Source organism: Pseudomonas sp. NPDC090203 (genome assembly GCF_044746765.1).
Taxonomy (GTDB): domain Bacteria; phylum Pseudomonadota; class Gammaproteobacteria; order Pseudomonadales; family Pseudomonadaceae; genus Aquipseudomonas; species Aquipseudomonas putida_AD.
Genome location: NZ_JBIVCV010000009.1, coordinates 1 through 25,196, shown reverse-complemented (window position 1 = coordinate 25,196; position 25,196 = coordinate 1). Strand labels below are relative to the sequence as shown.

The window sequence follows — 25,196 nt, the reverse complement described above, 5'->3', positions numbered from 1 at the left end:
CTCGTCATCCCTCTGGAGAGGCCATGAAACACAACGTCATCCTGATCCTGCTGGACGGCCTCAGCTACAGCGTGGCGCAGCATGCGATGGGGCATCTGCTGGCTTACCGGGCTGCCGGGCGGGCCGCTTTGTACAAGCTGGAATGCGAACTCCCCGCCCTGTCCCGCCCCCTGTACGAATGCATCCTCACTGGCACCGCGCCCATCGACAGCGGCATCGTGCATAACCACGTATCGCGCCTGTCCAACCAGCGCAGCATCTTTCACTACGCCGCCAGCGCCGGCCTGACCACTGCGGCAGCGGCCTATCACTGGGTCAGCGAACTGTACAACCGTAGCCCCTTCGTGGCCTCGCGGGACCGTCACACCGACGACGTCGACCTGCCCATCCAGCACGGTCATTTCTACTACGTCGATCACTACCCCGATTCCCACCTGTTCGACGATGCCGAACACCTGCGCACCACCCACGCGCCGAATTTCCTGTTCATCCACCCGATGAACATCGATGACGCCGGCCACAAACACGGCCTGGACACCCCGCAGTACCGCAACAGCGCGCGCTCGGCGGATATCATCCTGGCCGAGTACCTGCAACGCTGGCTCGATGCCGGTTATCAGGTACTGGTGACCGCCGACCACGGCATGAACAACGACCGCTCCCACAACGGCATCCTGCCGGAGGAACGCGAAGTGCCGCTGTTCGTCATCGGCGACGCCTTCAGCCTGGACCCCGACGCCCAGCCCCGGCAGACCGAAATCTGCGGCACGGTCTGCGAGCTGCTGGGCGTGGCCCACGACAAACCTGTCTCTGGAGCGCTGCTCAAGTGAGTACTCAAAGCCGCGGCAAAGGGCTGGCCTTGCTATGCCTGATCCCCTTTGTCCTGTTCTTCATCGCGTTTCAACTGGCCCCGCTGGCCTGGGTTGCGATCAACAGCCTGCATTCGGATGCCGGCTGGGGCCTGGACAACTTCGTCAAGGCCTTCAACTCGCGTTTCTACCGCCAGGCCATGCAATTCAGCCTGGAGATCAGTTTCTGGTCGAGCCTGATCGGTATTGTCATCGCCGTCCTGGGCAGCTACTCGTTGCACAAGGTGCCGTCGCGCCTGCGGGATTTCGTCAGCGCCTTCGCCAACATGACCAGCAACTTCTCGGGCGTGCCGCTAGCCTTCGCCTTCATCATCCTCCTGGGATTCAACGGCGCGCTGACGCTGATCCTCAAGCAGGCCGGGATCATCGACGACTTCAACCTGTATTCCAAAACCGGCCTGATCATCCTCTACACCTACTTCCAGATTCCCCTTGGCGTGCTGCTGCTCTACCCCGCCTTCGACGCCTTGCGCGATGACTGGCGCGAGTCGGCCTCGCTGCTGGGCGCCAGTAACTGGGATTTCTGGCGGCACATCGGCATTCCAGTGCTGACCCCTGCCCTGCTGGGCACCTTCGTGATCCTGCTGGCGAACGCCCTGGGTGCCTACGCGACGGTTTATGCGCTGACCACCGGCAACTTCAACGTGTTGCCGATCCGCATCGCCGCCATGGTCGCCGGTGACATCACCCTTGACCCGAACATGGCCAGCGCCCTGGCGATGATCCTGGTGGGCATGATGACCCTGGTCACCGTGGTGCATCAGTGGCTGTTGAAGAGGAGCTACCATGTCTCGCGCTGAACGCGGCCCGGTCGGGCTCTATCACCGTGTGGTGGTGTACGTACTGTTTCTGATCCTGCTGGCGCCCTTGCTGGGCACCTTCATCTACTCCATCGCCACCAGTTGGTCGGCGACGATCCTGCCCAGCGGCCTGACCTACAAATGGTATTTGGCGTTGTGGAGCGACCCGCGCTTCCTGATCGCTTTCGGCCAGTCGCTGCTGGTGTGCGTGGGCGCACTGATCCTGTCGGTGGTGCTGATCCTGCCGCTGCTGTTCGTGGTGCACTACCACTTCCCCAAGCTCGACGCACTGATGAACATCCTGATCCTGCTGCCCTTCGCGGTGCCGCCGGTGGTGTTCTCGGTCGGTCTGTTGCAGCTCTATGGTTCCGGCCCCTTGGCGATGGTCGGCACGCCGTGGATCCTGATCGGTTGCTACTTCACCATCGCCCTGCCGTTCATGTACCGGGCCATCACCAACAACCTGCAGGCGATCAACCTGGTGGACCTGATGGACGCCGCGCAACTGCTCGGCGCCAGCACCTTTCAGGCGGCGTTCCTGGTGGTGCTGCCCAACCTGCGCAAGGGCCTGATGATCGCCCTGCTGCTGTCGTTCTCTTTCCTGTTCGGCGAGTTCGTGTTCGCCAACCTGCTGGTGGGCACGCGCTACGAAACACTGCAGGTGTACCTCAACAACATGCGCAACAGCAGCGGCCACTTCAACAGCGCGCTGGTGATCTCCTATTTCTTCTTCGTACTGCTGCTGACCTGGGCGGCCAACCGACTGAACAAGGACAAAGACTGATATGAGCTTCGTCAGTGTCGAAAACCTGCAAAAGAACTACGCCAGCACAGCAGTCTTCAGCGACATCAATTGCGTGATCAACAAGGGCGAATTCGTCACCCTGCTGGGCCCGTCCGGCTGCGGAAAATCCACCCTGCTGCGCTGCATCGCGGGGCTGACGTCGGTCACCCGCGGCAAGATCTTTCTCGACGGCAAGGACATTGTCCCGATGTCGCCGCAAAAACGCGGCATCGGCATGGTGTTCCAGAGCTATGCGCTGTTTCCCAACATGAACGTGGAGCAGAACGTCGCGTTCGGCCTGCGCATGCAGAAGGTCAGCGCCGACGAGACGAAACAGCGCGTGGCCGAAGTGCTCAAGCTCGTCGAGCTGACCGACTTTGCCAAGCGCTACCCGCACCAGTTGTCGGGCGGCCAGTGCCAGCGTGTCGCACTGGCGCGTTCGCTGGTCACCCGGCCGCGCCTGCTGTTGCTCGATGAGCCGCTGTCGGCACTGGACGCACGGATTCGCAAGCACCTGCGCGAGCAGATCCGCGCCATTCAGCAGGAACTGGGCCTGACCACGATTTTCGTGACCCACGATCAGGAAGAAGCCCTGACCATGTCCGACCGCATCTTCCTGATGAACCAGGGCCGGATCGTCCAGAGCGGCGACGCCGAAACCCTCTACACCGCCCCGGCGGACGCCTTCGCGGCGGGTTTCATCGGCAACTACAACCTGCTGGAAGCCGACGACGCCAGCCGCCTGATGCAGCGCCCGATCAACAGCCGCGTGGCGATCCGCCCCGAAGCCATCCAGCTCAGCCTGACCGGCTCGCTCGAAGGCCAGGTGCGCAGCCACAGTCTGCTGGGCAACGTGATCCGCTACCGGGTCGAGGCGCGCGGCGTCGAACTGGTGGTCGACGTGCTCAACCGCTCCGCCGCCGACTTGCACCCGAACGGACAACGGGTCACCCTGAACATCGAAGCGTCGGCACTCTGCGAAGTCGCGTGAAGCAGCGACAAGCTACAAGTTGCAAGCCGCAAGCTAGAAGCCGGATCACCGCAGCTCCTTCTTGCAGCTTGCAGCTCGAAGCTTGTAGCTGCGCGCCGCACCCCGACAGAACTAACACTCAATGAATGAGAGCGCGCATGGCTTTAGCAATTTTCGACCTGGACGAAACCCTGATTCACGGCGACTGCGCCAGCCTGTGGAGCGAGCAGATGGGCCGTCTGGGCTGGGTCGATCCTGAGTCGTTCCTCAAGAAGGACCACGAACTGATGCAGGCCTACGGCCGAGGCGAGCTGGCCATGGAAGACTACATGGCCTTCAGCCTGGAGCCGATGATCGGTCGCACGCCCGAAGAGGTGGATTTTCTGGTCGGGCCCTGGGTCGAGGACTACATCGAACCGATCATTTTCAGCGACGCCACCAGGGCCATCGCCGAACACCGCGCCAACGGCGACCGCATCCTCATCATCTCCGCCTCCGGCGTGCACCTGGTGCAAGCAATTGCCGAGCGCATCGGCGTTGACGAAGTGCTGGCCATCGATCTGGAAGTCGCCCACGGCGTCTACAGCGGCAAGACCACAGGCGTGCTGACCTACCGCGAAGGCAAGATCACCCGCTTGCTGGAATGGCTGGATCAGGAAGGCGAAAACCTCGAAGGCGCGAGTTTCTATTCCGACTCCCGCAACGACCTGCCGCTGCTGCAGAAGGTGGATTTCCCCCACGTGGTGAATCCGGATGAAGCCTTGCGCGAAGTGGCCGAAAAAGCCGGATGGCCGATTCATAGCTGGAAATAATCACCCACCCCGGCTGACACACAAGACCTGTAGGAGTGAGCTTGCTCGCGATGCGTCCGTTCAGCCACAGCCGTGCTGCTACGGGACGGTGTCAGGTCTCAATCCTCGGTCAGACCAGCGTTTCATCAATCACCAGCACCAGCTTGCCCGCCACCTGATTGCTCGCCAGCTCCGCAAACGCGACCTCCGCCTCGTGGATCGGGAAGCTGCGCGCCAGTTGCGGCTTCAGGCGGCCTTCGCTGAACAGCGGCCACACGTGCTGCCCAAGGTCTGCCAACAGGTCTGCCTTGAACTGGTCGTCGCGGCTGCGCAGAGTCGAGCCCAGCAACTGGATGCGTTTGCCCAATACCAGCGCCAGATCGATTTCGGCCTTGCGCCCGCCCATCAAACCGATCAATACCAGACGGCCATCAGTGCCCAGCACCTTCAGGTTGAGTGCCGCATAGTTGGCGCCCACCGGATCGAGCACCACATTGAAAGGTGCGAAGTCGTTTAGCCCCTCCAGGCTTTCGCCACGTATGACGCCGCCCTGGGCGCCCAGGTCTTCGCAGTATTTCAAACGATCCGCCGAGCCCACGCTCACCCAGCACGGGCTGCCAAAGGCCTTGCACAGCTGAATGGCGGCTGAACCAACTCCACTTGCCCCTGCGTGCAACAAAACTTTTTCACCGGGCTTCAGACCCGCCAGTTGAAACAGATTCAGCCAGGCCGTGGCGTAGACCTCCGGAATGCCCGCCGCCTCATGCAGCGACATGCCCTCGGGCACCGGCAGGACATGACGTGCGTCAACCACCACTTCCTCGGCCATCGCACCGCCGGCAACCAGCGCGCAGACGCGGTCTCCGACGTTCCAGGCGGTGCCGGAGCCGACTTCGGCGATCACCCCGGAACACTCCATGCCAAGGATTTGCGTGACCCTGGGCGGTGGCGGATAAAGCCCTGCACGCTGCAGCAGATCCGCTCTGTTAAGGCCCGCCGCAGACACCTTGATGCGTACCTGACCGACATCCAGTGCCGGTGATGGCTCCTGAACCCATTCCACGTGACCTTCAACGCCTTGCAATGCTTTCACGGTGCCTCCATAGTGAGTATTGACTGAGCTCGATGTGCCTCTGCGCGTTCGGGCTTTTTGCATTATGCGACCGGAAATCAAACATCCGGCGACTCTAAAGACGGCCTAATATGCGTTATCAATTGTCCCCACGTCGAATCAGCATGAAGCATCTATTACCCAGCACCACCCTTGCATTACTCATTGGCCTGGCGGCATTGCCCATGTCTGCCAGCTCGTTCGCAGCCAACAGCTGGGATAATCTTCAACCTGATCGCGATGAAGTCATCGCCAGCCTGAATGTCGTGGAGCTGCTCAAGCGCCACCACTACAGCAAGCCGCCGCTGGACGACAAGCGCTCCGAAATCATCTACCAGAGCTACCTCAAGCTCCTCGATCCGTCGCGCAGCTACTTCCTGGCCAGCGACATCGCCGAGTTCGACAAATGGCGCTTCCAGTTCGACGACTTCCTCAAGAGCGGCGACCTGCAGCCAGGGTTCACCATCTACAAGCGTTATCTGGACCGCATCAAGTCGCGTCTGGATTTCGCCCTGGCCCAACTGAGCAAGGGCGTCGACAAGATCGACCTGACCACTCAGGAAACCTTGCTGGTTGACCGCAAGGACGCGCCATGGCCCAAGAACGAATCCGAACTGGACGACCTGTGGCGCAAACGCGTCAAGGATGAAGTCCTGCGCCTGAAGATCGCGGGCAAGGACCCGGCCAAGATCCAGGAAACCCTGACCAAGCGCTACAAGAACCAGCTGGCGCGTCTGGGGCAGACCCGCAGCGAAGACATCTTCCAGGCGTACCTGAACACCTTCGCGATGTCCTACGATCCGCACACCAACTACCTGTCACCTGACAGCGCGGAAAACTTCGACATCAACATGAGCCTGTCGCTGGAAGGCATCGGTGCCGTCCTGCAAAGCGACAACGACAACGTCAAGATCGTGCGCCTGGTTCCGGCAGGCCCTGCCGCCAAGACCAAGCAGGTGGCGACTGCCGACAAGATCATTGGCGTTGCCCAGGGCGACAAGGAAATGGTCGACGTGATCGGCTGGCGCCTGGACGAAGTGGTCAAGCTGATCCGTGGCCCGAAAGGCTCGGTGGTGCGTCTGGAAATCATCCCGGCCAGCAATGCGCCGAACGACCAGACCACCAAGATCGTTTCGATCACCCGCGAAGCCGTGAAGCTCGAAGAGCAGGCGGCGAAGAAATCCGTGCTGCACCTGAATCAGGACGGCAAGGACTACAAGCTGGGCGTGATCGAGATTCCGGCGTTTTACCTGGACTTCAAGGCCTACCGTGCCGGCGATCCGCAGTACAAGAGCACCACGCGCGACGTGAAGAAACTGCTGACCGAATTGCAGTCCGAGAAAGTCGACGGCGTGGTCATCGACCTGCGCAACAACGGCGGTGGCTCGCTGCAGGAAGCCACCGAGCTGACCAGCCTGTTCATCGACAAGGGCCCGACCGTGCTGGTGCGTAACGCCGACGGCAAGGTCGACGTGCTGGAAGACGAAAACAGCGGCGCGTTCTACAAAGGCCCAATGGCGTTGCTGGTCAACCGCCTCTCGGCGTCGGCCTCGGAGATTTTCGCCGGGGCCATGCAGGACTACCACCGTGCGCTGATCATCGGTGGCCAGACCTTCGGCAAGGGCACCGTGCAGACCATCCAGCCGCTGAACCACGGCGAGCTGAAACTGACACTGGCCAAGTTCTACCGGGTTTCCGGGCAGAGCACCCAGCATCAGGGCGTACTGCCGGACATCGCCTACCCGTCGATCATCGACACCAAGGAAATCGGCGAAAGCGCCCTGCCCGAGGCGATGGCCTACGATACGATCAAGCCGGCGATCAAGCCTGCGGTCGATCCGTTCAAGCCATTCCTGGCCCAGTTGCAATCGCGTCACGACGTGCGTTCCGCCAAGGACGCCGAGTTCGTGTTCGTCGAGCAGAAACTGGCGCTGGCCAAGAAGCTGATGAGCGAGAAGACGGTCAGCCTCAACGAGTCCGAGCGTCGCGCCGAGCATGCCGACGTCGAAAGCAAACAGCTGGTGATGGAAAACGTGCGTCGCAAGGCCAAGGGCGAAGAACCGCTCAAGGAATTGAAGAAAGAAGACGAAGACGCATTGCCGGTGGACGACGACAAGACCAAGCCGGAAGACGACGCGTACCTGGCCGAAACAGGGCGGATTCTGCTCGATTACCTGAGCCTGAGTGGTTCTGTGGCAAAGAAGTGACGAAGTGAACCCCGGCCGTAGCAGTCCGGCTTGCCGGCGTCGGCGTCTTCAAGACCGCCATCGCGAGCAAGCTCACTCCTACAGGATCGGGGGTACCGCGATACCCGTAGCAGCACGGTTTGCCGGCGTCGGCATCTTCAAGGGCGCCGTCGCGGGCAAGCGCGCTCCTACAACGTCGGGGGCACCGCGATACCCGTAGCAGCACGGCTTGCCGGCGGGAGCGTCCTCAAGGGCGCCGTCGCGGGCAAGCGCGCTCCTACAGGATTGGGGGCACCGCGATACCCGTAGCAGTCCGGCTTGCCGGCGTCGGCGTCTTCAAGACCGCCCCCGCCGGCAAGCCGTGCTGCTACGGGGGATGATGAAAGACGACGAGTGATGGCAAATCGTCATCAAATAGTCATGAATCTGTCGTGAAATACGGGGCTCGATGCTTTGGCGTCGAGCCCTTTTTTCTTGCCTCGAGATTGCCATGACCGTGACCGAGCAGCTGAGCGCTTTGAGTGCGATCCTGACTCACCGCGACCTGTCCAGCCTGTTCCAGCCGATCGTGTCGCTGTCGGACCGTCGCATCCTGGGTTACGAAGCCCTGACCCGCGGCCCGTCCAACAGCGCACTGCACTCCCCCGTCAGCCTGTTCGCCGTGGCGCGTCAGGCCGGCAGGCTCAGCGAGCTGGAGATGCTGTGTCGCGAATCGGCCTGCCGACGCTTCAGCGAGCAGAAACTCGATGGCAAGCTGTTCCTCAACATCTCGCCCGAATCGCTGCTGGAACCCTCGCACCCGCCGGGCCAGACCCTGCAATTGCTCCAGCGCTACGGCATCCCGCCCAGCCAGGTGGTGATCGAGCTGACCGAGCAGACCCCCACCGACGATTTCGAGCTGCTGTACAACGCGCTCTATCACTACCGCGACATGGGTTTTTCCATTGCCCTGGACGACCTGGGCGCCGGCTATTCCAGCCTGCGCCTGTGGTCTGAGTTGCGTCCGGACTACGTGAAGATCGACCGGCATTTCATCGACGGCATCCATCAGGACGCGGTCAAGCGCGAGTTCGTCGGCTCCATCCTGCAGATGGCCAAGGCCTCCCGCGCGCTGGTGATCGCCGAAGGCATCGAGCTTGCCGAAGAACTGGCCGTTCTCATCGACATGGGCGTCGATCTGGTCCAGGGCTATCTGCTGTGTCGCCCCCAGGAGCATCCACCTCGCGATGCCCGCACGCTGCTGCCCAAGATCGACCCCAATGCCGTGGCCCTGTTCGAGGAAGGCAGCGACCTGAGCGCCCTGCTCAATACCCTGCCCGCCGTGGTGCAGACCACCCCCACCGCCGCCGTTCTGGAAGCCTTTCGCAAACAGGCCAACCTCAACTCGCTGGCGGTGCTGGACGACAAACAGCGCCCCATCGGCATCGTCCATCGTCACTCGCTGTCGGACGCACTGCTGCAGCCCTTTGCCACGGAAATCTACGGCCGCAAGCCGATCAGCCGCCTGATGAGCGATGACTTCCTGGCGGTCGAACTGAGCCAGTCGCTGCAACAGGTCAGCCGCCTGATCACCAGCCGCGCGCGGCAGCGGATCGAGGAAGATTTCATCATCATGCAGAACGGTGTCTACCTGGGCCTTGGTCGGGTGATCGACGTGCTCAAGCTGATTACCGAGGTCAAGATCCAGCAGGCGCGTTACGCCAACCCGCTGACCCTGCTGCCGGGTAACGTGCCGATCCAGCAGTGCCTGACCCGGCTGCTGCAACAGGGCCGCGAGTCGATGATCTGCTATGTGGATATCGACAGCTTCAAGCCCTTCAACGACATCTATGGCTACGGCCGGGGCGACGAGGTGTTGCTGTGCCTGGCGCAGTGCCTGAACGATCGCATCGACCCCAGCCGCGACTTCGTCGGCCACATCGGCGGCGATGATTTCCTGATGGTGTTGGGCTCTGAAGACTGGCGCAAACGTTTGAACTCGTTGCTCGAAGACTTCCAGAACCAGTGCCGGCGCTTCTACCGCGCCGAACACCTTGAGGCCGGATGCTTCGTGGCACTGAACCGTCAGGGCCAGCGCCAGGAATTCCCGCTGCTGTCACTCTCGGTGGGCGTGGTACACCTGCACCCACAGGCCTGCTCTACCCTGGACGCCAGCCAACTGGCCGAACTTGCGTCCCAGGCCAAGCACTATGCCAAGGATGTGATCGGTGCGAGCGTGCATGTGATCGATACCCTCGCAATCCTGTAGGAGCGCGCTTGCCCGCGACGGCAGTGGGTCAGTTCATATATTCGGCACAGACACACCGCAGTCGTCCGGATGCGGCCCAGACCAAGCGCGCTCCTACAGGTGCAGGGCCGCGCTGCTTACTCCGGCTTCGCCTCATCGGGATACTCGTACTCAAACACCCGTACCACTTCCGCCGCATGCCAGGACGCGGCGGCGACGCCGTCGGAGGGGCCGGTGAAGCGACCCAGGCGTTCGGCGCATTCGAAGAAGCCGGTGCGGGGCAAGCGGCTGGCGCCCTGACTGATGACCAGCGAACTGCGCAATGGCTGCTCGGCGCGGGCGTCGATGGCGGCCAGGTGTTCAAGGGCCGCGGTCAGGGTCTGCATGGCGGGGGTCGGCAATTGCAGGCGCTCCAGGAGCGCACGGTAGGTGACCAGGTGACGCTGCCTGCGTGCCAGGTCCAGTTCAGCCAGAAGCGCTTCCCAGTGCTGACGGCTGATCCGCACGCTCATGGCGCACCTCGCCAGCCGGGCACACCCAATTCCCACGCCAGGCTTCGTCGGATCGCGGCATCAGGCTCGCGGCTGCCGTTTTCGATCAGTTCCAGATAGGACGGGCTGATGCCGACCGAGCGGGCCAGTTGTGCCAGCTCAAGCCCCTTGGCCTGACGCAGCGCAGCCAGTTCGCCCAGCGATGGCAGCGCGTCTGGAGAAGGGGTTGGCGCGCCGGCAGATTGAGTAATGGACGCCGTTTTCTGCGGGCTGGAAACACCGGCCGCCTTTAACAGGGCCTGATACTGCGCCCATGGCAGCACTGCGTATTCTGGCTCTCCATCGCGAGAAATGACCTGAAGATCCATACCACCCCCTGTAGGAAAAAAAACTTATACAAGTAATCTTTTTCTTTGTATCGCAGCATCTTACCAGCGGATGGGCAGGACTTGCGTGCAAAGTATCGACAGAGTTTTCTCAGGAGCGACGTTTTTGGACCCAAATACACTCACGAACCGTAGGAGCGCGCTTGCCCGCGATGCGGTGTGCCTGTGGCACGAATGATGTCTGACATACCGCGGTCGCGGGCAAGCGCGCTCCTACAAGGATCCTGAGGGCGCTCCCGCCGGCAAGCCGTGCTGCTACGGGAAGAGCGTTAATCTTTCTTCTCTTGCTCCAGCAGCCTGGGCGTGGCCGGCAACCGCTCGACTACCCTCAGCTTCTCGGGATTCTGCCGCTCGCGCCACGCCCGGAAGGCGCTGAGTTCGGCTTCAAGGTTCTTCATCACGAACGCCAGCACGGCGATGTCATCGAGCATGCCCAGCCCCGGAATCCAGTCCGGAATGGCGTCCAGCGGGCTCAGGAAATACATCAGCCCTGCCACCACCGATAGGATCGCCTTGCCACTGATGGCCCGATACTCACCGCGCCAGTACGCCAGGCATAACGCCTGAAGCAGCTTCAGGTCGTCCTTGAGCTTGCCCAGCCGGTTGCCTTCGCTGGCAGCCTTGCCCGCCACGGCGAACAGCAACGCAGGCAGACGCCCCGCCGCCATCAGGCGCTTGGCCATGGGCAGATAACGAATGAAGTTCCAGGGTGCTTTCATATTCACTCCAGTGATATCGATAAAAATCGACCACACGGTCAACCATCAGACGTTGATGAACGCACCCTCTCGGGCCTGAGGGTCACGCACCCAAGGTTATCCACAGTAATTGTGGATAACCTTGTGAACAGAGCCACCTTGCGGGGCTGAAACGCCCGTTTTACAGGGCCCCGGGTTAAATCGCGCGTTTTTTACCCATATGCAAAAACGCAAGAAAACCGTTGACTCAGGCTTCCATCGCCGCTAATGGCCATGCGCCCCAGCCTGGGAAAGCGATCTCTAAAGCCGACATTTGCCGGGACATTCACCCGTATTGAGACTGCCCGGGCCTCTCTGCGTTCGAAAGGTTTGCCCGCAGAAATGAAAATGCCCCGTCAAGACGGGGCATTTTCATTCAAAGGGCAATCGATCTATCGATTACTTCTTGGCAGCGGGCTTGGCAGGTTCTGCCGCCGGCGCTGCTTCTTCCTCTTCGTCGCCCTGGGCGGCGGCGTCATTGGCGCCTGCGGCTGCAGGGTCCTTGATGCCCAGCAGTTCCAGGTCGAACACCAGCACCGAGTTGGCCGGGATGGTCGGGCTCGGGCTTTGCGCGCCGTAAGCCAGCTCGCTCGGGATGTACAGCTTGATCTTCTCGCCGACGTGCATCAGTTGCAGGCCTTCGACCCAACCCGGGATCACACCGCTGACCGGCAGATCGATCGGGCTGCCGCGCTCGACGGAGCTGTCGAACACCTTGCCGTCAGTCAGCTTGCCTTCGTAGTGAACGGTCACGACGTCAGTCGGCTTGGGTACAGGACCGTCGGCTTTCTTGATGACTTCGTATTGCAGGCCGGAAGCGGTAGTGGTGACTTCCTTGCGCTTGCCGTTCTCTTCGAGGAATTTCTTGCCGGCTGCGGCCGACTCTTCGCTCATCTTGGCCATGCGCTCTTCAGCGCGTTTTTGCAGCTCGCCGAAGGCTGCAACCAGCTCTTCGTCCTTGAGCTTCTGCTCTTTCTTGCCGACGGCGTCTTCGATACCCAGCGCTACGGCTTTGGAATCCAGATCGTCCATGCCTTCCTGAGCCAGGCTCTTGCCCATGTTCAGGCCGATGCCATAAGAGGCTTTCTGTGCCGGGGTTTTCAGCTCAACGGTGCTGGCTTGCTTGTCGCAGCCCGCGAGTACCAGACCGACCAGGGCAATCGCCGCTGCTAACCGATGCTGTTTCATCCTGTTTCCTTGTTCATGCGCCAATAGGGCAAACGAGTAAAGCCGCGAGCTTATCAGGCCGCCGCGATCAATGGCTACCGGCATGAGAGGGAGAAAAGGCAGATAAGTTCAGGAGAGCAAAGGAATTGTTGTTGGATCGATAAAACTGTTCAGTTTCGGTTCAGCCTGACCTCCTCTCTCAATAAACATCGCGCAGATAGCGCTTCTGCTCCGCCAGGTAGCGCAAGTGCTCGGCGGCGCATTCCTCGCTCAGGCCGCCATGGGTGGCGATGGCTTCGCGCAGCGCCAGGTCCACGTCCCTGGCCATGTGGGTGGCGTCGCCGCAGATATAGATCTGCGCCCCCTCTTGCAGCCACCTCCACAACTGCGCCCCCTGTTCGCGGATGCGCTGCTGGACGTAGATCTTCTCTGCCTGATCCCGGGAGAATGCCAGGCTCAGGTGGGTCAGCAGGCCGCTCTTGTGCATGCCCTGCAATTCATCGCGGTAGTAGAAATCCGTGGCCAGATGTTGCTCACCAAAGAACAGCCAGTTCTTGCCTTGGTCACCCCGCGCCTGACGCTCTTGCAGGAATGCCCGAAACGGCGCCACGCCGGTGCCTGGGCCGATCATGATGATCGGTACATCTCCATCTGCGGGTACCCGAAAATGGCGGCTGGGCTGAAGGAAGATCGGCACCTCGCAATCTTCTGCACGGTCCGCGAGGAAGGTCGATGACACGCCCTTTCGCTTGCCATAACGCACGGCCGAGACGGTCAGGTGGACCTGATCGGGATGGGCCATGGCGCTTGAGGCAATTGAATAAAGGCGCGGCTGCAAAGGCCGCAGGCTTTCGAGCAGTTCCTGCCCTGCGCAACGCAGCGGGAATTCACGCAGCACGTCCGCCAGTTGCCGCCCCCACAACCAGCTTTTCAACTCGCCCTTGAGCGACTCGCCAAGCAGGTTCTGCAAATCCGAATGCCTGCCGTGCCGGGCGATGAGTTCGAGGGATTCGGCACTGGGGCGGGCTATTTCGTAGTGCTCAGTCAATGCCTGACGCAGCGAAACCTCGCCCACTTTGTCGACACTCACCGGCTGCTCGCCCTTGAGCCCGGTGAGTTCAAGCACTTCATCCACCAGCGCCGGGCAGTTCTGCGGCCACACACCCAGCGCATCGCCCGCTTGATATGTCATGCCCGAGTCACCCAGGGTCAGGGCGAACTGCCGGGTGTCCTTGGCGGCGCCCTCGCCGTTCAAACGTCGGTTGATCACAAGGCGCGAGCGGTGCGGTCGAGCGCGGGTCGGCTGGTCGCTGACCGGGCTATCGAGAATTTCGTCAGGGATGTCCAGGGCCAACGCCTGCTGCAATGCCTTGAACCAGCCATCGGCGTGGGCCTGAAAATCCCCGTCGCAATCGACCCGTTCAATCAGCGGCGAGGCTCCCAGCGTGAGCAGGCGTTGATCGAGATTCCTGCCGTGCTGGCAGAAGGTTTCATAACTGGGATCTCCCAGTGCCAGGACCGCATAACGCAACGACTCCAGACGCTCCTGCTGCGCACTCAGTGACTGCCAGAAACCCTGGCCGTTGTCGGGCGAATCACCGTCGCCAAAGGTGCTGCTGATGAGCGCGAGGTTCTCCACCTGGCTCAATCGCGCCGGCGGAAAACTGTCCATGGCCGCTACCTGCACGGCCACACCAGCGGTGCGCAGATGGCTGCCATAACGCTTGGCCAGGGTTTCCGCATTGCCGGTCTGCGAAGCCCACAGCAGGGTCAGCAGCGGCTCGCCTTCGCAGGCATCCACTGGCTCGTCAACCGTGTCAGGCAGGTCAAGGAAACGGTGGCCGATCAACTCGACCTTCTTCAGGGCCACCGCACAGAACTTGAATTCGGGCTGGCGGGAAATCGGGTCGATGGCGTCGCTGGTCACCGCGTTGATCGCCAGGTGCTCGCCGTACCGGTCGTTCCAGTGAAACGGCGCAAAACAGTTGCCGGGGCGAACGCGATCCGTGACCACCGCAGGCAACACCGCCTGCCCTCGGGTGGATCGGATCTCGACCGCGTCCTTGTCCCTGATGCCCAAGACCTGCGCATCATCGGGATGGATTTCGACGAAGGGGCCGGGGTTGAGCTTGTTCAGGGTGGGGATTTTTCCGGTCTTGGTCAGGGTGTGCCACTGGTGCTGGACCCGGCCGGTGTTGAGCACCATGGGGAAATCATCGTTGGGCATTTCCGCCGGGGGCATGTGCGGGCGCGGCAAGAACATGGCCTTGCCGCTCTCGGTGGCGAAGCGGATGGCGGCGTCTTTCAGGTAGCGGATCGGGTTGCGCGTGTTTTCGTCACCGGGGGCGCAGGGCCATTGCAGCGGTTGTTCACGCAGCCGCGCGTAACTGGCGCCGCGAATGTCGTAGCCGGTTTTCGGGTTGCAGGCCTGTTTGATTTCCTCGAACACTTCTTCGGCGCTGGTGTAACCGAAGGCCTCGCCGAAGCCCATTTCACAGGCGACGAGAGCGATGATCTGCCAGTCCGGCAAAGCCTGGCCCGGTGCGTCAACCGCTTTCTGGGTCAGGTTCAGGTTGCGCTCGGAGTTGATCATGACCCCCTCGGCCTCGGCCCACAGCGCACCAGGCAGGAGGATGTCGGCGTAGCGATTGGTTTCAGTGTCCAGAAACGCATCCTGGGTGATCACCAGCTCAGCGGCCTGCAACGCTTCGATCACTGTGGTGCGATTGGCAACGCTGGCCACCGGGTTAGTGCAGATGATCCAGCAGGCCTTGATCGTACCGTCGCGCATCTGCTGGAACATGTCGATGGTGCCGCCGCCGAGCTTCTGGCCCAGGCTGCCCCGTGGAATCGCCCACAGGTCTTCGATGAACTGGCGCTCGTCCTCGACCAGCACCGAGCGCTGCCCGGGCAGACCCGGCCCCATGTAGCCCATCTCGCGTCCGCCCATGGCATTGGGCTGCCCGGTGAGGGAAAACGGCCCGCTGCCGGGGCGGCAGATCGCGCCGGTGGCCAGGTGCAGGTTGCACAGCGCGTTGGTGTTCCAGGTGCCGTGGGTGCTCTGGTTCAGGCCCATGGTCCAGCAGCTCATCCACTCCGGTGCCTGACCGATCATCTCGGCGGCCTTGCGAATGTCGGCTTCTGTCAGGCCCGTGATGAGCGATACCTTGTCCGGGGTGTAGTCGGCGAGAAAACCTGGCATGGCCTCCCAGCCCTGGGTATATGAAGCGATGAACCGGGCATCGACGTCGCCGTTCTCCAGCAACAGGCGCAGCAGGCCGTTGAGCAGTGCCAGGTCGGTGCCGGGTTTGATTTGCAGGAACAGACTAGCCTTGTCGGCGGTGGCGCTGCGGCGCGGGTCGACCACGATCAGCTTCGCCCCGGCCTTGACCCGGTCCATCATGCGCAGGAACAGGATCGGGTGACAGTCGGCCATGTTGGCGCCGATCACGAAAAACAGGTCGGCCTTGTCAAAGTCGTCGTAGGAGCCCGGCGGGCCATCGGAGCCCAGCGACAGTTTGTAGCCACTGCCTGCGCTGGCCATGCACAGCCGCGAGTTGGACTCGATGTTGTTGGTGCCCACGAAACCCTTGGCCAGTTTATTGACCAGATACTGCGCCTCCAGCGACATCTGGCCGGACACATAGAAAGCCAGGGCATCGGGGCCATCGCGGTCGAGGATCGCGCGCAGCCGTGAACCCGTTTCGCGGATCGCGTCGGCCATGTCGCTGCGCACCGGTTCCTGATGGCGGGCATGGCGCAGCCAGGCGTCTTCCATGCGCCCGGACTCGACGAGGGCCTGGCCCGCCGTGGTGCCCTTGGTGCACAGGCGGCCGAAGTTGCTGGGGTGGGACTTGTCGCCGCTGACCTTGATCACCCGGTTATTTTCCACCTGCATGACGATGCCGCAGCCGACACCGCAATAAGGACACACGCTTCGCACATCGTTGCTGGCCATATTTCCATTTCCCGAAAACAAAAAAGACGCCCTGTTCCCCCCTCGTCGAAAACGGGGAGCACACGGCGCCTTTGTCGTGGAAATGGCAATCGGCGTTGACTGCCCATGTAGGTGGCTTTGCAAAGGGCAGGCCATTTATTGCATTTCACGGACGCTCCCGCCGGCAAGCCGTGCTGCTACGGAGAGGTGGCGCGCAGTCGGCATCACGATGGGGCGCCACAGGGGAAATCGCACCCTTTTCGTGCCTACCGAGACCACCGCTCTTGTAGGAGCGCGCTTGCCCGCGACCTGCCGCAAAGCGGCAGAAAACCCGGCAACCGCGGTGCACCTGAAACAACCGAAGTGGCTGATTTATTGCCGGTTCCCGGCAGATCGCGGGCAAGCGCGCTCCTACGCCCTGGCGGGCAGAATCACAGGCGTAGCAGCGCACTGGCACACCCATTGCTTCACTCCCCCCAAGCCCCGCCTCAAAACGCGGGCAGCCCGGGTCGGTCAACGATGATCGTCCGCCTTCAAGGCACGGGCTTACAGGTTGCGCCGACACTGTGGTCGAGTGCCAACCCCTAAAAGAACAGGCAAAGGCGCCTGGAACCCAACGGTTCCGGGCGCCTTTTTTTTGCTTCGAAAAAACCTGATTGGCCTCGGCCGGGACTCGATATGAACACCACAGTCGCCTCTGTAAAAGATCTGGAAACCCTGATCGTCGTGGGTAACGGGATGGTCGGGCATCACTGCGTCGAACAACTGATCGCCGCCGGTGCCCTTGAGCGCTATCGCATCCATGTGTTCGGCGAAGAAGATCAGCGCGCCTACGACCGCGTGCACCTGTCGGAATACTTTGGCGGCCGCGATGCCGAGTCACTGGCCCTGAGCGATGCCTCTCTCTATGAGCAACCCGGCCTGACCCTGCACCTGGGCGTGCCCGTGCTGGAAATCGACCGGGCCCGCCGCGAAGTGATTACCGCCAAGGGCGCGTTCGGCTTCGACAAACTGGTGCTGGCCACCGGCTCCTACCCGTTTGTGCCACCGATCGAAGGCGCCGAAGGCCACTCGCGCCTGGTCTATCGCACCCTGGACGACCTGGACACCATTCGCGCCGCAGCCGCCAACGCCAAGCGAGGCGTGGTGGTCGGCGGTGGCCTGTTGGGGCTGGAAGCGGCGAACGCCCTCAAGTCCCTGGGCCTGGAAGCCCATGTGGTGGAGTTCGCCCCGCGCCTGATGCCGGTGCAACTGGACGATCTGGGCGGGGCTGCGCTGAAGGCGCGCATCGAAGCCTTGGGCGTCGGCGTGCACCTGTCACGCGCCACCCAGTCGATCAGTGCAGGCCAGGAACTGCGCTACCGCATGAACTTCGCCGGGGATGAGTTCCTCGAAACCGATCTGATCGTGTTCTCCGCCGGCATCCGTCCTCAGGACGCACTCGCCCGCCAGTGCGAACTGGAGCTGGGCCCACGGGGCGGCGTTGCCATCGACGAGCACTGCCGCACCAACGACGCCGACATCTTCGCCATCGGTGAGTGCGCCGCGTGGAATGGCAGCATCTTCGGCCTCGTCGCGCCGGGCTACCAGATGGCCCGCAGCGTCGCCGCGCAGTTGTGCGACCTGGACGCCGAACCCTTCTTCGGCGCCGACATGTCGACCAAACTCAAGCTGCTCGGCGTGGATGTCGGTTCCATCGGCGATGCCCACGGCGCCCTGACCGGTGCGCGCAGCTATCGCTATATCGACGAAGCCACCTCGACCTACCGCCGCCTGGTGGTGTCCGCCGATGGCAAGCAGGTGCTGGGCGCGGTACTGGTCGGCGACAACAGTTACTACGACACCCTGCTGCAATACGCGCAGAACGGCATCAAGCTGCCGGCCGATCCGTCGAGCCTGATCCTGCCGCAAAGCGAAGGCGCACCGACCCTGGGCGCAGACGCGCTGCCCGCCACGGCGACCATCTGTTCCTGCCACAACGTCAGCAAGGCTTCGATCTGCTCGGCCATCGACGGCGGCTGCACCGACCTTGCCGGGCTTAAGGCCTGCACCAAGGCGGCCACCGGTTGCGGCGGCTGTTCGGCCTTGCTCAAGAGTGTGTTCGAGCACGAACTGATCGCCCGTGGCGTGGCGGTGGACAAGAGCCTGTGCGAGCACTTCGCGTTCACTCGCCAGGAGCTTTACGCCTTCGCCCGTGTCGAGAACATCGAGAGTTTCGAGCGGATGCTGGCGCTCCACGGCAAGGGTCATGTCGGTTGCGACATCTGCAAACCGGTGGTCGGGTCGATCCTTGCGTCCTGCTGGAACAAGCCGATCATGGACCCTACGCTGGTGCCGCTGCAGGACACCAACGACACCTTCATGGCCAACATGCAGAAGAACGGCACCTACTCAGTGGTGCCGCGCATTCCGGCGGGGGAAATCACCCCGGACGGCCTGATTGCCATTGGCGCGGTGGCGAAGAAATACGACCTGTACACCAAGATCACCGGCGGCCAGCGCATCGACCTGTTCGGTGCGCAATTGCATGAGCTGCCGGACATCTGGGCCGAACTGATCGCCGCCGGTTTCGAGACCGGCCACGCCTATGGCAAATCGACGCGCACGGTGAAATCCTGCGTCGGCAGTACCTGGTGTCGTTATGGCGTGCAGGACAGTGTGCAGATGGCACTGACCATCGAGGATCGCTACAAAGGCCTGCGCTCGCCACACAAGCTCAAGTTCGCGGTGTCCGGTTGCACCCGCGAATGCGCCGAGGCCCAGAGCAAGGATATCGGCGTGATCGCCACCGAGAACGGCTGGAACCTGTATGTGTGCGGCAACGGCGGCATGCGCCCGCGCCACGCCGAGCTGTTCGCCACGGACCTGGACGACGCCACGCTGATTCGCTACATCGACCGCGTGCTGATGTTCTACATCCGCACCGCCGACAAACTTCAGCGCACCTCGGTATGGCGCGAATCCCTGGAAGGCGGCCTGGATTACCTCAAGGCCGTGGTGATCGACGACAGCCTGGGCCTGGCAGCCGAACTCGAGGAGCAGATGCAACTGGTGGTCGACCGCTACGAATGCGAATGGGCCAATGCACTCAAGAGCCCGGAAAAGCTCAAGCGCTTCCGCACCTTCGTCAACGACAAGAGCGCCGACCCGGACATTCATTTCGTCAAGGAACGTAGCCAGCGCCGTCCGGCACGGGCCAATGAACTCAACCTTATCCCTGTTGCGGAGACCGTACGATGAGCCAGGCCAATGCACTGCTGAACAACACCGCCCAGACCCACGCCTGGCGCGCCGTGTGCACCCGCGAGGATCTGGTCCTCAATTCCGGCGTCGTGGCGCTGGTGGGCACTGCCCAGGTGGCGTTGTTTTGGGTGGCTTCGACCAGCGGCACACCGAGGTTGTTTGCCGTGGACAACCGCGACCCGGTGTCCGGGGTCAACGTGATCGGCCGCGGCCTGATCGGCAGCCTGGCGGGCGACCTGGTGATTGCTTCGCCACTCTATAAACAGCATTACCGTCTCGAAGACGGCACCTGCCTTGAAGACGCCGCCCTGCACCTGCGCACCTGGCCGGTTCGCACCGTGGGGGATGTGGTGGAAATCGATGTGAGCTGAGTTGCCTCGCCCCGTAGCAGCACGGCTTGCCGGCGGGGGCGGCCTCGAGATCGCCCCCGCCGGCAAGCCGGACTGCTACGGGTGGGTGTACAACCAAAGATCTTGATCTTGATCTTGATCTTGATCTTGATCTTCTTACGCGATAGTGCAGGCGCCGCAGAACGCGACGTTAAGGCGCCAGGCCGAGCGTAGGCGTCGTGTAGGGGGATGAGCGGCAGGGAAGCCGCGAAAGCCGTGCGGGCCATGGATGGCCCATCACGGCGTGCCCCCGGAACGACGCCGGAGGGAGGGAACCGAGACGAAGTCGCGGCCCAGCCTGTCGCAAATGGCTTTGGTTACTTTCCCCGAAAGGAAAGTGACCCGCCGTAAGGGCGGAAAGCCGAATCAGCGTCACCCTCGCCAACGGATATGCTCCCCTAATGCTAAACCACCGTGACGCGCGCATTCGGGACATATCCATTGTCGTGTTGGCTGGACTTATGGGTTTCGCCCCTTACGGGCGACCTACTTTCTTTCGGGAAAGTAGGCAAACCATTTGCTCCTGGCTGGGGTCCTCCTTCGTCGGACTTCCCTCGACTCCGGCGCCGTTCCGGGGGCACGCTGTGATGGGCCATCCATGGCCCGCACAGCTTTCGCGGCTTCCTGCCGCTCATCCCCCTCCACGACACCTGCGCTCGGCCTGGCGCCTTGACGTCGCGTTCGGCGGTGTCTGCACCATCGCGCACAAAGATCAAAAGCAAAATCACAATCAAAAGCACCCCACCGCCCCGTAGCAGCACGGCTTGCCGGCGGGAGCGATCTTGCGGACGCCCCCGCCGGCAAGCCGTGCTGCTACGGGAATCATCGCCAGGAATAAACGGGCAAAAAAAACGGGCAACCGAAGTTGCCCCAAATGCCTTGCGTGCTCTTGTCGAGGGAGACTCAGTCCTTGCCGCGCTTGTGCGAGTCTCTCCATATGAACAGCGCCAGAGCCGCGAAAAAGCTCAGCATCAACATGACCGTGATAACCCCGGCCAGCACTGCATGATCGAGAAACATGAACGCCCCTCCTGCTGTGACCCTGTTCGATGGGTGCAGAGTAACCAGAGGGGTATCGGGAAGTGTTGACTCAGATCAACGCCACCGCGCATTGGGCTGGCGGCTTGAGTCGATTGGGCAGGAAGAAGGACTAGCGCTTCTTGGGCTTGCTCTTGGGTTTCTTGCGGGGTTTGGCCAACGGCATGGCCTGCTCGAAGGCCTGGCGCACTTCGTTGAGCCGCTTGTCGTTGAGGTCATGGACACGTTTGGCGCGCTCTGCGCCCAGGTCCACCAGATTGTCGTCGCTCATGGCGTGCTGCTCTCGATTGCCTATTGACGACAATAATGCGCAATCGAATCGGCGCTGACTAGAGGCTGAAACATTCCGCCTCGGGAAATCCTGCTTCAGACCTTGAGGTCCACCCACAGGCCCTGGCGCGGTTCGTCGTCGATGATCGGCACCACCGGCACGGTGTTGTCGGCGTTCAGGTAATCGCCGGGTATCGCCGGCCCCGGATGCGGTTTGTGCTCGGCATCGTCAGCGTTCAACTCGGGATGACGGTCGGCGGTTCGGCGGTCGCGTCGTCGTCGCTGCTGGCGGCGCTGCTCTTCACGCAGCAACACCTGGGCTTCTTCCGGCTCACGCTGGCGCATGTCGATGGTCGATTCGTTGGAGCTTGGCTGAGTAGGTGTCACCGGCGGCACGCTGGGCGTCGGTTTGACCGGGTCCTGCTGCGCAGTCACGGGTGCCGCACTCAAGGGGATCAGCGGTGGCAGCATGGTAATGGTCTCCTGTTATCAGGCTTTCGGCTGCCGTTTCGTCGACTTTAGCCGCCGTGCAAGGAAGTTTCGACTATGTTTTTCGCAACAAGTGCCCCGACCAGTCTGCGCGCAAAGCCCCTCGCCCAGCAAATACGGACGTAATACCCTTCCGGTTACGCACAAGGCTTTGGCCTGGGCGCCTTGTTCCGTTACCATAGTCGGCTTTTTCAAGGCGGGAGTCAGGCAGCATGGCGCAGCAGTATCAACCGGGGCAACGCTGGATTAGCGACAGCGAAGCCGAGCTGGGTTTAGGCACCGTTCTGGCACAGGACGGCCGCTTGTTGACCGTGCTCTATCCGGCCACTGGCGACACCCGCCAGTATGCTTTGCGCAATGCGCCGCTGACGCGGGTGCGCTTTTCGCCGGGTGACACCATCACCCACTTCGAAAACTGGAAGATGACCGTTCGCGAGGTCGACGACGTCGATGGCCTGCTGGTCTACCACGGCCTGAACGCGCAGAACGAGCCGGTCACCCTGCCGGAAACCCAGCTGTCGAACTTCATCCAGTTCCGTCTGGCGAGCGACCGTCTGTTCGCCGGGCAGATCGACCCGCTGGCCTGGTTCTCCCTGCGTTACCACACCCTGGAGCACACCAGCCGTCAGCTGCAATCCTCGCTGTGGGGCCTGGGCGGCGTTCGCGCCCAGCCTATCGCCCACCAGTTGCACATCGCCCGTGAAGTCGCCGACCGCATCGCGCCGCGCGTACTGCTGGCCGATGAAGTGGGCCTGGGCAAGACCATCGAAGCGGGTCTGGTGATCCATCGCCAGTTGCTTTCGGGCCGCGCCAGTCGCGTGCTGATCCTGGTTCCGGAAAACCTGCAGCACCAGTGGCTGGTGGAAATGCGCCGCCGTTTCAACCTGCAGGTCGCGCTGTTCGACGCCGAGCGTTTCATCGAGAGCGATGCCACCAACCCGTTCGAAGATACCCAGCTTGCACTGGTGTCGCTGGAATGGCTGGTGGAAGACGAAAAGGCCCAGGACGCATTGTTTGCTGCTGGCTGGGACCTGATGGTCGTCGACGAAGCCCACCACCTGGTCTGGCACGAAGACAAGGTCAGCCCCGAGTATTCGCTGGTCGAGCAACTGGCCGAAGTGATCCCGGGCGTGCTGCTGCTCACCGCCACCCCTGAACAACTGGGTCAGGACAGCCACTTCGCCCGCCTGCGCCTGCTGGACCCGAACCGTTTCCATGACCTGACAGCCTTCCGCGCCGAGAGCGAAAATTATCGCCCGGTGGCCGAAGCCGTTCAGGAACTGCTCGATCAAGGCCGTCTTTCGCCCAAGGCCCACGAAACCATCCACGGTTTCCTCGGCGCCGAAGGCGAAGCGCTGCTGGCCGCCGTGGCCGATGGCGACACCGAAGCCAGCGCCCGCCTGATCCGCGAACTGCTCGACCGCCACGGCACCGGCCGCGTGCTGTTCCGCAACACCCGCGCCGCCGTGCAAGGGTTCCCGGAGCGCAACCTGCACCCCTACCCACTGCCGTGCCCTGCCGAATACCTGGAACTGCCGATTGGCGATCACGCCGACCTGTACCCGGAAGTCAGCTTCCAGGCCCAGGGCGAAACCAGCGAAGAAGAACGCTGGTGGCGCTTCGACCCGCGCGTCGACTGGCTGATCGACACACTGAAGATGCTCAAGCGCGTCAAGGTGCTGGTGATCTGCGCCCACGCCGAAACCGCGATGGACCTGGAAGACGCCCTGCGCGTGCGCTCCGGCATTCCGGCCACGGTGTTCCATGAAGGCATGAACATCCTGGAACGCGACCGCGCCGCCGCCTACTTCGCGGACGAAGAATTCGGCGCCCAGGTGCTGATCTGTTCGGAAATCGGCAGTGAAGGCCGCAACTTCCAGTTTGCCCATCACCTGGTGCTGTTCGATCTGCCAGCGCACCCTGACCTGCTGGAGCAGCGCATCGGCCGTCTGGACCGTATCGGCCAGAAGCACACCATCGAGCTGCACGTGCCGTACCTGGAAACCAGCCCGCAAGAGCGTCTGTTCCAGTGGTATCACGAGGCGCTGAACGCTTTCCTCAATACCTGCCCGACCGGCAACGCCCTGCAGCATCAGTTCGGCCCGCGTCTGCTGCCGCAGCTTGAAGGCGGCGACGAAGACGACTGGCAGGCACTGGTCACCGAAGCCCGCACCGAGCGCGAGCGCCTGGAAACCGAGCTGCACACCGGTCGCGACCGCCTGCTGGAACTCAACTCCGGTGGCGCGGGCGAAGGTGAAGCGCTGGTGGAGGCGATCCTGGAGCAGGACGACCAATTCACCCTGCCGATCTACATGGAAACCCTGTTCGACGCCTTCGGCATCGACAGCGAAGACCATTCGGAAAACGCGCTGATCCTCAAGCCGAGCGAGAAGATGCTCGACGCCAGTTTCCCGCTGGGCGACGACGAAGGCGTGACCATCACCTACGACCGCAACCAGGCGCTGTCCCGCGAGGACATGCAGTTCATCACCTGGGAACACCCGATGGTGCAGGGCGGCATGGATCTGGTGCTGTCCGGTTCGATGGGCAACACCGCCGTCGCGCTGATCAAGAACAAGGCACTCAAGCCCGGCACCGTGCTGCTTGAACTGCTGTATGTCAGTGAAGTGGTCGCGCCGCGCTCGCTGCAACTGGGCCGCTACCTGCCACCGGCTGCCCTGCGCTGCCTACTGGACGGCAATGGCAACGACCTGTCGAGCCGCGTGTCGTTCACCACCCTGAACGACCAGCTCGAAAGCGTGCCACGGGCCAGCGCGAACAAGTTCATTCAGGCCCAGCGCGATGTGCTCAACCCGCAGATCAACGCCGCCGAAAGCAAGATCGCACCCAAGCACGCCGAACGCGTGGCCGAGGCCCAGCGTCGCCTAGCCGCGGACACCGACGAAGAACTGGCGCGCCTGACCGCCTTGCAAGCGGTCAACCCGACCGTACGCGACAGCGAACTGACCGCCCTGCGCGACCTGCGCGAACAAGGCCTGGCGATGCTGGAAAAAGCCGCGCTGCGCCTGGAAGCGATCCGCGTGTTGGTGGCGGGCTAACGCCAACCCTAGTAGCAGCACGGCTCGCCGGCGGCAGCGGTGGATCAGACACAGATGCAGTGCCTGACCCACCGCCGTCGCGGGCAAGCGCGCTCCTACAGTGGTGCACATCTGTAGGAGTGAGCTTGCTCGCGATTGCGGTCTGCCAGGTGCATGTTCATCCCAGACACACCGCTAACGCTGTAGGAGCGCGCTTGCCCGCGACTGCGGTGTGTCAGCCGACATCTTCATCACTGATAGATCGCCATCGCG

Annotated in this window: 18 protein-coding genes and 2 pseudogenes; 10 read left to right on the top strand and 10 right to left on the bottom strand. The window is 62.4% G+C overall.

Annotated elements, in window-relative coordinates:
* Positions 1-23 precede the first annotated feature (23 nt).
* The 5 genes from ACIPO9_RS16645 to ACIPO9_RS16625 all read left to right on the top strand — a co-directional run bounded on the left by ACIPO9_RS16645 (position 24) and on the right by ACIPO9_RS16625 (position 4,235).
* The gene (locus ACIPO9_RS16645; RefSeq protein ID WP_274135757.1) at positions 24-830 is read left to right on the top strand and encodes an alkaline phosphatase family protein; all 807 of its coding nucleotides are present in this window, start codon (positions 24-26) and stop codon (positions 828-830) included.
* A complete protein-coding gene (locus ACIPO9_RS16640; protein ID WP_274135756.1) occupies positions 827-1,669 on the top strand; it encodes an ABC transporter permease subunit in 843 nt (280 codons plus the stop codon). The genes ACIPO9_RS16645 and ACIPO9_RS16640 overlap by 4 nt, the downstream gene beginning before the upstream one ends.
* Positions 1,656-2,453, top strand: coding sequence for an ABC transporter permease (locus ACIPO9_RS16635; RefSeq protein WP_400782161.1), 798 nt, complete (start codon positions 1,656-1,658; stop codon positions 2,451-2,453). Before ACIPO9_RS16640 ends, ACIPO9_RS16635 begins: the two co-directional genes overlap by 14 nt.
* Before the next feature lies 1 nt (position 2,454).
* Positions 2,455-3,444 (top strand): ABC transporter ATP-binding protein, encoded by a 990-nt coding sequence (locus ACIPO9_RS16630; RefSeq protein ID WP_400782158.1) that lies wholly within the window; start codon positions 2,455-2,457, stop codon positions 3,442-3,444.
* A gap of 137 nt (positions 3,445-3,581) precedes the next feature.
* Entirely contained in the window at positions 3,582-4,235 is a 654-nt protein-coding gene (locus tag ACIPO9_RS16625; protein WP_400782155.1) for an HAD family hydrolase, read from the top strand.
* A gap of 109 nt (positions 4,236-4,344) precedes the next feature.
* Here the strand turns inward: ACIPO9_RS16625 and ACIPO9_RS16620 are convergent, their stop codons facing one another.
* A complete protein-coding gene (locus ACIPO9_RS16620) occupies positions 4,345-5,307 on the bottom strand; it encodes an NAD(P)H-quinone oxidoreductase (RefSeq protein WP_400782153.1) in 963 nt (320 codons plus the stop codon).
* A gap of 143 nt (positions 5,308-5,450) precedes the next feature.
* Here ACIPO9_RS16620 and ACIPO9_RS16615 point away from each other — a divergent pair, with 143 nt between their 5' ends.
* Together ACIPO9_RS16615 and ACIPO9_RS16610 are read left to right on the top strand one after the other, a co-directional pair.
* Positions 5,451-7,532: a carboxy terminal-processing peptidase gene (locus tag ACIPO9_RS16615; protein ID WP_274136498.1), complete on the top strand. Its 2,082-nt coding sequence runs from the start codon at positions 5,451-5,453 to the stop codon at positions 7,530-7,532.
* Positions 7,533-8,001: 469 nt separating this feature from the next.
* Positions 8,002-9,759: a bifunctional diguanylate cyclase/phosphodiesterase gene (locus tag ACIPO9_RS16610; RefSeq protein WP_400782150.1), complete on the top strand. Its 1,758-nt coding sequence runs from the start codon at positions 8,002-8,004 to the stop codon at positions 9,757-9,759.
* 116 nt (positions 9,760-9,875) lie between these two features.
* Here ACIPO9_RS16610 and ACIPO9_RS16605 read toward each other — a convergent pair whose 3' ends face one another.
* The 6 genes and pseudogenes from ACIPO9_RS16605 to ACIPO9_RS16580 form a co-directional block, all read right to left on the bottom strand.
* The gene (locus ACIPO9_RS16605; RefSeq protein ID WP_274136500.1) at positions 9,876-10,250 is read right to left on the bottom strand and encodes a hypothetical protein; all 375 of its coding nucleotides are present in this window, start codon (positions 10,248-10,250) and stop codon (positions 9,876-9,878) included.
* Positions 10,247-10,420 (bottom strand): annotated as a pseudogene (locus ACIPO9_RS16600) (helix-turn-helix domain-containing protein); the annotation flags it as partial. The gene ACIPO9_RS16605 and the pseudogene ACIPO9_RS16600, both read right to left, overlap by 4 nt.
* 80 nt (positions 10,421-10,500) lie before the next feature.
* Positions 10,501-10,597 (bottom strand): annotated as a pseudogene (locus ACIPO9_RS16595) (transcriptional regulator); the annotation flags it as partial.
* 287 nt (positions 10,598-10,884) lie between these two features.
* On the bottom strand, positions 10,885-11,334 hold the full coding sequence (locus ACIPO9_RS16590; protein ID WP_400610010.1) for a YkvA family protein: 450 nt from the start codon (positions 11,332-11,334) through the stop codon (positions 10,885-10,887).
* A gap of 417 nt (positions 11,335-11,751) precedes the next feature.
* Positions 11,752-12,540 carry an FKBP-type peptidyl-prolyl cis-trans isomerase gene (locus tag ACIPO9_RS16585; RefSeq protein WP_274136503.1) on the bottom strand — a complete coding sequence of 263 codons (789 nt, stop codon included), beginning with the start codon at positions 12,538-12,540 and terminating at the stop codon, positions 11,752-11,754.
* 178 nt (positions 12,541-12,718) lie between these two features.
* On the bottom strand, positions 12,719-16,477 hold the full coding sequence (locus tag ACIPO9_RS16580; protein ID WP_400782148.1) for a molybdopterin-dependent oxidoreductase: 3,759 nt from the start codon (positions 16,475-16,477) through the stop codon (positions 12,719-12,721).
* A 657-nt stretch (positions 16,478-17,134) separates the two neighbouring features.
* Between ACIPO9_RS16580 and nirB the strand changes: the two genes are divergently transcribed.
* Together nirB and nirD are read left to right on the top strand one after the other, a co-directional pair.
* Complete coding sequence (nirB, locus tag ACIPO9_RS16575) at positions 17,135-19,696, top strand: nitrite reductase large subunit NirB (RefSeq protein ID WP_400782146.1); 2,562 nt, start codon at positions 17,135-17,137, stop codon at positions 19,694-19,696.
* Positions 19,693-20,070: a nitrite reductase small subunit NirD gene (nirD, locus tag ACIPO9_RS16570; RefSeq protein WP_400782143.1), complete on the top strand. Its 378-nt coding sequence runs from the start codon at positions 19,693-19,695 to the stop codon at positions 20,068-20,070. The genes nirB and nirD overlap by 4 nt, the downstream gene beginning before the upstream one ends.
* A 921-nt stretch (positions 20,071-20,991) precedes the next feature.
* On the opposite strand, the gene ccoM is transcribed toward nirD, so the two are convergent.
* The 3 genes from ccoM to ACIPO9_RS16555 all read right to left on the bottom strand — a co-directional run bounded on the left by ccoM (position 20,992) and on the right by ACIPO9_RS16555 (position 21,867).
* Positions 20,992-21,108, bottom strand: coding sequence for a cytochrome c oxidase subunit CcoM (gene ccoM / locus ACIPO9_RS16565; RefSeq protein ID WP_337993922.1), 117 nt, complete (start codon positions 21,106-21,108; stop codon positions 20,992-20,994).
* Between the two features lie 130 nt (positions 21,109-21,238).
* Positions 21,239-21,397: a hypothetical protein gene (locus ACIPO9_RS16560; RefSeq protein ID WP_274136507.1), complete on the bottom strand. Its 159-nt coding sequence runs from the start codon at positions 21,395-21,397 to the stop codon at positions 21,239-21,241.
* A gap of 95 nt (positions 21,398-21,492) precedes the next feature.
* The gene (locus ACIPO9_RS16555; protein ID WP_274136508.1) at positions 21,493-21,867 is read right to left on the bottom strand and encodes an aspartate-semialdehyde dehydrogenase; all 375 of its coding nucleotides are present in this window, start codon (positions 21,865-21,867) and stop codon (positions 21,493-21,495) included.
* Between the two features lie 230 nt (positions 21,868-22,097).
* On the opposite strand from ACIPO9_RS16555, the gene rapA reads away from it, so the two are divergent.
* Positions 22,098-24,944 (top strand): RNA polymerase-associated protein RapA, encoded by a 2,847-nt coding sequence (rapA, locus tag ACIPO9_RS16550; RefSeq protein ID WP_400782140.1) that lies wholly within the window; start codon positions 22,098-22,100, stop codon positions 24,942-24,944.
* Positions 24,945-25,196: the final 252 nt, after the last annotated feature.